Genomic DNA, 2279 nt, shown 5'->3' with positions numbered 1-2279 from the left:
GTCCAGGCGGCGGCGCTCTACCGCTACTTTCCGACCAAGGAAGATTTGCTCCACACGCTGATGCGCGAGCACATGGAGTTGCTGGCCGCCACTTGGCAAAGCGCACGCCCCGACAATGACGATCCGGTCGCTCGATTGACCGCCTTTGTCGCCAATCACATCCGTTTCCACGTCGAACGCCGCCACGCCACCCATGTCTCGAACATGGAGTTGCGCAGCCTTTCGCGAGATAATCTGACGAGCATCCTCAAGCTCCGCACCGCCTATGAGAAGGAGCTCAGGACCATCCTGCGCGACGGCGCGGACGCTGGCGTGCTGGAGGTCGACGACACCGGACTTACCGCCATGGCGATCATCCAGATGATCACCGGCGTCATCGTCTGGTTTCGTCCCGATGAAAGACTGTCGGTCGACGAAGTGACCGCTACTTATCTGGCCATGACCATGCGCCTGACGGGTGCCAGKCCAAACACGGAGGACCGGCATGTACGACAAGACGCTGAACTTCGGGCTTGGTGAAGATATCGACAGCCTGCGCGAGATGGTGCGGCGCTTCGCACAGGAGCGCATTGCGCCGATTGCCGCCGACATCGACCGCGACAACGAATTTCCCGCGCATCTGTGGCAGGAGCTTGGCGCGCTCGGACTGCTCGGCATCACCGCCGAAGGCGAGTATGGCGGCTCGGAGATGGGCTATGTCGCCCATGTCGTGGCGGTGGAGGAGATTTCCCGCGCCTCGGCCTCAGTCGGCCTGTCATACGGTGCGCATTCCAACCTGTGCGTAAACCAGATCAAGCGCTGGGGCACTCCGGAGCAGAAGGCAAAGTACCTGCCCAAGCTGTGTTCGGGCGAAAATGTCGGCGCGCTCGCCATGTCGGAGAGCGGATCGGGGTCGGATGTGGTGTCGCTCAGGCTGAAGGCCGAAAAACGCAACGACCGCTACGTGCTCAACGGTTCCAAGATGTGGATCACCAATGGCCCCGACGCCGACACGCTGGTGGTCTATGCCAAGACCGATCCGGACCGGAAATCGCGCGGCATCACCGCCTTCATCATCGAAAAGACAATGAAGGGATTTTCCGTCGCGCAAAAACTCGACAAGCTCGGCATGCGCGGCTCGAACACCGGCGAGCTGGTGTTCGAGAACGTCGAGGTGCCATTTGAAAACGTACTGCATGAGGAAGGGCTCGGCGTCGAAGTCTTGATGTCGGGGCTCGATTATGAGCGCGTGGTGCTGGCCGGTGGGCCGATCGGCATCATGGCGGCGTGCCTGGATGTGGCGGTGCCCTACGTGCACGACCGCAAGCAGTTCGGCCAGCCCATCGGCGAGTTCCAGCTCGTCCAGGGAAAGCTTGCCGACATGTATTCGACGATGAATGCCGCCCGCGCCTATGTCTATGCCGTGGCCGCTGCCTGCGACCGGGGCCAGACAACGCGCAAGGACGCGGCGGGCTGCGTATTGTTTGCTGCGGAAAAGGCGACGCAATGCGCACTCGATGCGCTGCAGCTGCTCGGCGGCAACGGCTACATCAACGACTACCCGACAGGCCGATTGCTGCGCGATGCAAAACTCTATGAGATCGGCGCCGGCACAAGCGAGATCAGGCGCTGGCTGATCGGCCGCGAGATCATGGCGGAAGGGGCGTGACCTCGATTTGCCGCAAACTTAGAAGAATGGCATAATTTCACGTTCTGCCACAGATCGAGGTTTATGCCATGACTGAGCCAGAGACACCCAAGGGTTTCGCCGAAGAACCGCAGCAGTTCGAAGGGCTGGAAACGGGCCTCGCGTCAGTCGAATATGTCAGGCTGAAGATTGGTGACGGCGGCCGCATCGTCATACCGGCGGGAATGCGCGCGGCGATGTTCGTCAAACCCGGTGACACCGTAACTGCGCGTGTCGTCGATGGAGAGTTTCGTATCGTCTCGCCTGCCGTGGCCTTAAAGCGGGTTCAAGCGGAGGCACGGAAGTTCAAGGCGAAAAACCCCGATGCGAGCGTGGTCGACGAGTTCATCGCAGAACGACGCGAGGAGGCCCGTCGAGAGACCGAAGAAGCCAACACTTGGCGCAGGGAGCGCGGCTTGCCTCCGCTGGAGGCCGAGTGAGTGGCTACGTCCTCGACTCCTCGGCGATCTTGGCGGTTCTGCTCGGTGAAAACGGCCGCGACCTGGCAGCTGATCTGGCGAAGGATTCGCTTATGTGCAGCGTGAATCTTGCCGAAGTCGTCACCAAGTGCGTTGAGTACGCTTATCCAGAGGACATCGCGTTACAGTATGTG

3 protein-coding genes are annotated in these 2279 nt (G+C 61.0%); all 3 read left to right on the top strand.

Annotated elements, in window-relative coordinates:
• On the top strand, positions 1 to 519 hold a 519-nt coding region (locus AC1DUU_RS29910), incomplete at its 5' end, for a TetR-type transcription factor C-terminal domain-containing protein (protein WP_476786942.1).
• Positions 485 to 1648, top strand: coding sequence for an isovaleryl-CoA dehydrogenase (locus AC1DUU_RS29905; protein ID WP_476786941.1), 1164 nt, complete (start codon positions 485 to 487; stop codon positions 1646 to 1648). The genes AC1DUU_RS29910 and AC1DUU_RS29905, both read left to right, overlap by 35 nt.
• A 68-nt stretch (positions 1649 to 1716) precedes the next feature.
• Entirely contained in the window at positions 1717 to 2106 is a 390-nt protein-coding gene (locus tag AC1DUU_RS29900; protein WP_476786940.1) for an AbrB/MazE/SpoVT family DNA-binding domain-containing protein, read from the top strand.
• Positions 2107 to 2279 lie beyond the last annotated feature (173 nt).

The organism is Aminobacter sp. P4_H6_2, assembly GCF_056400805.1.
This window is presented reverse-complemented; position numbering and strand designations above follow the sequence as displayed.